This window comes from Streptomyces roseus (assembly GCF_001044425.1).
Lineage (GTDB): Bacteria > Actinomycetota > Actinomycetes > Streptomycetales > Streptomycetaceae > Streptomyces > Streptomyces roseus.
Genome location: NZ_LFML01000113.1, coordinates 1 through 5231 on the forward strand (window position 1 = coordinate 1; position 5231 = coordinate 5231).

6 protein-coding genes are annotated in these 5231 nt (G+C 75.5%); 4 read left to right on the plus strand and 2 right to left on the minus strand.

All coding sequences use genetic code 11. The features are described 5' to 3' along the window. Positions 1 to 935 (minus strand): hypothetical protein (locus ACS04_RS25800; RefSeq protein WP_048479169.1); only part of this gene is annotated, 935 nt, incomplete at its 3' end. A 240-nt stretch (positions 936 to 1175) separates the two neighbouring features. Here ACS04_RS25800 and ACS04_RS25805 point away from each other — a divergent pair. The 3 genes from ACS04_RS25805 (at position 1176) to ACS04_RS25815 (ending at position 3643) form a co-directional block, all read left to right on the plus strand. Further along, positions 1176 to 1361, plus strand: a complete 186-nt coding sequence (locus ACS04_RS25805) for a DUF6381 family protein (protein WP_048479170.1) — start codon at positions 1176 to 1178, stop codon at positions 1359 to 1361. Between the two features lie 89 nt (positions 1362 to 1450). Beyond that, a complete protein-coding gene (locus tag ACS04_RS25810; protein ID WP_048479171.1) occupies positions 1451 to 1960 on the plus strand; it encodes a mycothiol transferase in 510 nt (169 codons plus the stop codon). Positions 1961 to 2080: 120 nt separating this feature from the next. Continuing rightward, entirely contained in the window at positions 2081 to 3643 is a 1563-nt protein-coding gene (locus ACS04_RS25815) for a carboxylesterase/lipase family protein (protein ID WP_048479172.1), read from the plus strand. A gap of 21 nt (positions 3644 to 3664) precedes the next feature. Here ACS04_RS25815 and ACS04_RS25820 read toward each other — a convergent pair whose 3' ends face one another. Beyond that, the gene (locus tag ACS04_RS25820; protein WP_158977503.1) at positions 3665 to 4429 is read right to left on the minus strand and encodes a hypothetical protein; all 765 of its coding nucleotides are present in this window, start codon (positions 4427 to 4429) and stop codon (positions 3665 to 3667) included. Positions 4430 to 4502: 73 nt separating this feature from the next. On the opposite strand from ACS04_RS25820, the gene ACS04_RS25825 reads away from it, so the two are divergent. Beyond that, the gene (locus tag ACS04_RS25825) at positions 4503 to 5051 is read left to right on the plus strand and encodes an HAD domain-containing protein (RefSeq protein WP_048479174.1); all 549 of its coding nucleotides are present in this window, start codon (positions 4503 to 4505) and stop codon (positions 5049 to 5051) included. Positions 5052 to 5231 lie beyond the last annotated feature (180 nt).

Genomic DNA, 5231 nt, shown 5'->3' on the forward strand with positions numbered 1-5231 from the left:
GCGCCCACGGCGCCGGCCCGCCACACCCCGGCGGTGTCGCGCACCGCGATCAGCGCGCCGAGCCCGATGCACACCACGGTGGCGAGGAGCGCGGCGATCGCGGTCGGTGTCTGCGACGACAGGGCCGTCACATCGCTCGGCAGGTGCAGGGCACCGCAGAGCAGCAGCGCCGCGGCCACCGGCCACCGCAGCGGGTGGCGCAGCGGGCCGGCGGGGGCCGCGCCCCGCTTGCCGTCCGGGCCGCGCCCGTACCCGCGGCGGTACTCCGCGGACTCGTACCGCTCGTCGTCGTACGGGGCGTCGAACGGTTCCCCCGCCGGGGGCTCGGGCCGTCGCCCGGCGCCTCGTCCGTACCGTGCCGCTGCTCCGTGGGAGTCCGCGGGGATCCGGGCCGGGCGGCCGGACCGCGGCGGGCGGGCCGGGTGCACGGACGGAACGGCCGGGACCTTCGGGTCGGCCCGGTCAGGCGGGTCGGCAGGGTGCACGGAGGCCGCCGGAGGCGCCGGGGCCGCTCGGGCCGGGAGCGCCGGCTCGGCGGCCGGCGCCGGTCTCGGAGACCGGAAGAGCGTGCCGCGCGGCTCGGGGTCGGGGCTCCGGGGTGCCGGGCCGGGGTCCGAGGGCGGCTCGTGCGCCGTGTCCGCGTCCGCGTCCGTCCCGAGGATGCCGGCCAGCAGGGCCACGTCCTGGATCGGGCGCCCCACGGCGGCCGCCCGCAGCGTCTGGTGGCCGTGGCCGGGGTTCTGGCCGGTCTCCTCCAGGAGGGTCACCAGTTCGGCCACTTCCTGGAGGGGCCGACAGGTGCCCGCCGTCTCCAGCAGGGTCCGTACGGGCTCGGTGCTCGTCGGGGACGCCGTCGCCGTACCGGTGGGGTCGGGGTCGTGGAGCTCGCGGGGGTCGTCGTCCTGCGTCGCCGCGAGCGTGATGGGGTCGTTCATGGAAAGCTCCGTTCGCCGACGCGTGGGTCTACACATCGCGCGCCGGTCAACGTGCGTCATGGGAAGCGCACGCTCGGTCACCATTCACCGGCACCGGGCGCCGCTGCGCCATTCGGGGCGGGCAAACGGGGGAGCCGACTCCGGCGGCCGTCACCGCGCCGGGCGGTTCGAGATGCGCCCGCGCGGGGCTGCTGTTTCGCTGAATCGGGTCTCCTTAACCCCCACACCCGAGGAGTGATCATGAGCGCAGGCGAATCCCGCGGCCGGGTCCGGCAGTTGCGCGAGAAGGCGCAGGAACTGAACACGGCGGCCGAACGCTCCGCCGACCCGGAGGAGCGCCGCAGGCTCCAGGAGAAGGCCCGCCGGCTCCAGGAGCAGAGCGAGAAGGAAGACAAGATCGACGACCGGGGCATGGATCCCATGTAGCCCGGCGCGGGTCCATCCATCGGCCGGTCGCCCGGGCGCCGGCCGATGTCGCACGTCACGGGGGACGACACCACGTCTGGAGGCGGCACATGAAGGCCACGGAGGCACTGTCCGACGCGTACGGGCGCATCCACGAGGTGGTGCACGAGGTGGTCGAGGGGCTCTCGGCCGAGGAGTTGAACGCGCGGATCGACCCGAAGGCGAACTCGATCGCCTGGCTGGTGTGGCACCTGACCCGGGTCCAGGACGACCACGTCGCGGACGCTTCGGGCCTGGAGCAGGTCTGGACGGAGCAGGAGTGGTCCGCCCGGTTCGCGCTGCCGCTGCCCGCCGGTGCCACCGGCTACGGGCACTCGGCCAAACAGGCCGGGACCGTCCTGGTCGAGTCGGACGAGCTGCTGCTCGGGTACTTCGACGCCGTCCACGAGCGGACCGCCGCCTTCGTCGGGGGGCTCTCCGCCACCGATCTGGACCGCGTGGTCGACACGGGCTGGGACCCGCCGGTCACCTTGGGGGCACGGCTGGTCAGCATCATCGCCGACGACCTCCAGCACGCGGGACAGGCCGCGTACGTCCGGGGTGTCGTGCAGCGCCGATAGCGACATCGCGCGTACGGGGGGAAAGAGGGCGGGGCGGAGGCGGAAAACGACGAGAGGCGGTCGCCGGTGTCCCCTGGGCGCTTCGTACGATGCCGGAGCGCCGTGTGGTGCGCTCTCCTGATGCTCACCGTCGGCGCCGCCGCCCCCGGCGCCGGACCGGCGGCGGCGGGCGCGGCTGCGGATGACCGGCCCGTGGTGGACACCGACCGGGGGTCCCTGCGGGGCACCGCGCACGGCGCGTACCGGACCTTCGAGGGGATCCCGTTCGCCGCGCCGCCGACCGGCCCGCTGCGCTGGCGGCTTCCGCAGCCCGTCGCGCGCTGGACGGGCGTACGCGACGCCGGGGCGCCCGGAGCGCGCTGCGTACAGCTGCCGGCGATCGGGCCGGGCGGGCCGAGCGGCTCCGAGGACTGCCTGTACCTGAACGTGACCACACCTCGGCCGGGCGGGAGCGGACGCCCGGTCATGGTCTGGTTCCACGGCGGCGGCTTCCTCAACGGAGCGGGTGACGCGTACCGGGCGGAGCGACTGGCCGTCCAGGGCGGCGCCGTGGTCGTCACGGTCAACTACCGGCTCGGGATCTTCGGCCTGTTCGGGCATCCGGCGCTCGGCGGAGCTCCCGACCTCGCCATCGCCGACCAGCAGGCGGCGCTGCGCTGGGTGCGCTCCAACGCCGTCCGCTTCGGAGGCGACGCGTCCGACGTGACGCTGTTCGGAGAGTCGGCGGGCGGGCTCGCCATCTGCACGCACCTGACCTCACCGGCCTCGGCGGGCCTGTTCCGGCGGGCAGTCCTCCAGAGCGGCTCCTGCTCGACCACCATGCCGCCCCGCTCGGTGCTGCCCACGCCGGGCCGGTACGAGCCGTTCGTACCCGAGGAGCGCACGGTCGCGGACGGGGTCGAGACGGCCGCGGCGCTGGGCTGCGACCGGACCGAGCCGGGCGCCGTACTGGACTGCCTGCGCGGCAAGGACGCGAGGGCGCTCGCGACGCCGGAGCTGATGACGCGGTTCTCGCTCGTCTCCTACGGCGGCCGCAACCGCCTGCTGCCCGAGGAGCCCCGGCGGGCCCTGGAGCACGGCCGCTTCCACCGGGTGCCGGTGATCGAGGGCGTCGACCGGGACGAGATGCGGATCTTCCTGGCGCAGAGCCTGGCGGCGTTCCCCGTCCCCGACGCGGCCGCCTACCGGGCGCGGGTGGAGCAGTCGTTCGGCACCGGGGCCGTCCCGGCCGTGGAGGCGCGGTACCCGGTGGCGGCGTACCCGACCCCCGCGCTGGCCTTCGCCGCCGTCCTGTCCGACGCCTCGTTCATCTGCCCGGCGCTGCGCGACGGCCGGGCGATGGCCCGGTACGCGCCGGTGTACGCGTACCGGTTCAGCGACCGGGACGCGCCGAACTTCACGGGCCTGCCGGAGGTGCCGGGCTTCCCGTACGGCGCCTCGCACGGCCTCGAACTGCCCTACCTGTTCACGATGGACGCCGCCCTGACGGGCCCGCAGCGGGCGCTCTCGCGGCGGATGACCGCCGACTGGACGGCATTCGCCCGCACGGGCAGGCCGCCGGGATGGCCGCGGTTCGACGCGGCCGGACGGGTGCTGTCGCTGGCGCCGGGACCGGGCGGGATCCACACGGTGAACGGGCCGGCGGAACACCACTGCGCGTTCTGGGACGCGCAGTGGCCGTGAGGCGGCGTCCGCGCCCCCGCCTCACCAGGTCGAGGTGGCGATGACCTCTCCCTTGCCCGTGCGGACGGACACGGTGCCGTGGTCCTGGTACACCTCGCGCCGCCACGACACGAACACGTCCGCGATCCGACGGCCGTCCTCCCACAGGCCCTTGCCGACGGATCTCGTGGAGAAGGTGACGACCGCCTCCCCGGCGTCCCGCCCCTTGCGCACCCGGGCCTCCTCGACGGCCCGTTCGGGCAGGAGCGTGTCGGCCGGGGTGCGCCGCTGGGCGTAGTAGGCGTTGAAGTCCCGTGTCATGTCGAACCACCCGGCCCCGCCGCAGGGCCCGGCGCCGTTGGTGATGTCCCCGTCGGTGGGCGGCCCGGCGTGGCCGCTCCCGCTCTCCTGGTCGGTGGGCGGGCCCGCGTACCCGCCGGTCTCCTGGTCGGTGGGCGGGCCCGCGTACCCGCCGGTCTCCTCGTCGGTGGGCGGCCCTGCGTACCCGCCGGTCTCCTCATCGGTGGGCGGGCCCGCGTAACCACCGGTCTCCTCATCGGTGGGCGGACCGGCGTAGGCGCTGCCCGTCTGCTCCTCCGTGGGGGGATCGGGGAGACCCGTGCCGGCGCCGCCCGTCGTGCGGTCGAGTCCGCAGGTCTCCTTCGCCGGGGCCGCCGGCGCGGGCGGCGGCGCCGCGGCCTCCCCGCCGGCGTGCCGCGTACCGCAGGCAGCCAGCACGGCGCACAGCAGCCCCACCCCCACCGCGCGCCCCGCCGTCACGGCCACGGCCGTTCTCGTCATGATCATGTTCATCCCCCTCCTGCCGTGGAAGAGGGGATCGCGGGGCCCGCGGTTCCACCCCCGGGGTTACGGTGCCGCCATGCCCAGCCCGACGCGGCGACCCGCCCCCGCGCCCCTTCCCGTCCTCTTCCTCGACATCGACGGACCGCTCATCCCGTTCGGGGCCACCTCCCGGGACCTCCCCGACGGCTACCCGACGTACGGGGCGCGCCCCGGGGCGAACCCCCTCCTCGCGAGGCACGATCCCGCTCTCGGAGCCCGTCTCCTGGCTCTGCCGTGCGAACTGGTCTGGGCCACGACCTGGATGGCCGACGCGAACGCGTGGGTCGCACCGCGGATCGGACTGCCGGAGCTGCCGGTGGTGGCCTGGCCCGACCTGTCCGAGGAGGACCCCCGGGCGCGGACCCACTGGAAGACCCGCCCCCTGGTCGAGTACGCCGCCGGCCGCCCGTTCGTCTGGGTGGACGACGAGATCGCCCCCGTCGACCGCACATGGGTCCGCGCGCACCACCCGGGCCGGGCCCTGCTGCACCGCGTGGACCCGCGGTTCGGCCTCACCCCGGCGGACTTCACCGCGCTCGCCACCTGGCTCCGTGGCCACGCCCTCCCCCGGGAGGTCACCCCCTGACGCCCGTCCCCGCCCTGCCCGCGGGCGCCACCCGGCAGGACACGGGTGCGCGTGCCTCCCGAACGTGCCGGGGCGCTCGGCGACTTCATGGCCGGCGGAGTTCATCCGTACGGACATCAGGCAGTCGTCCATCGCCCGGGTGCTCGCCGAGCACGCCGTGGACACGGTGGTCCATCTCGC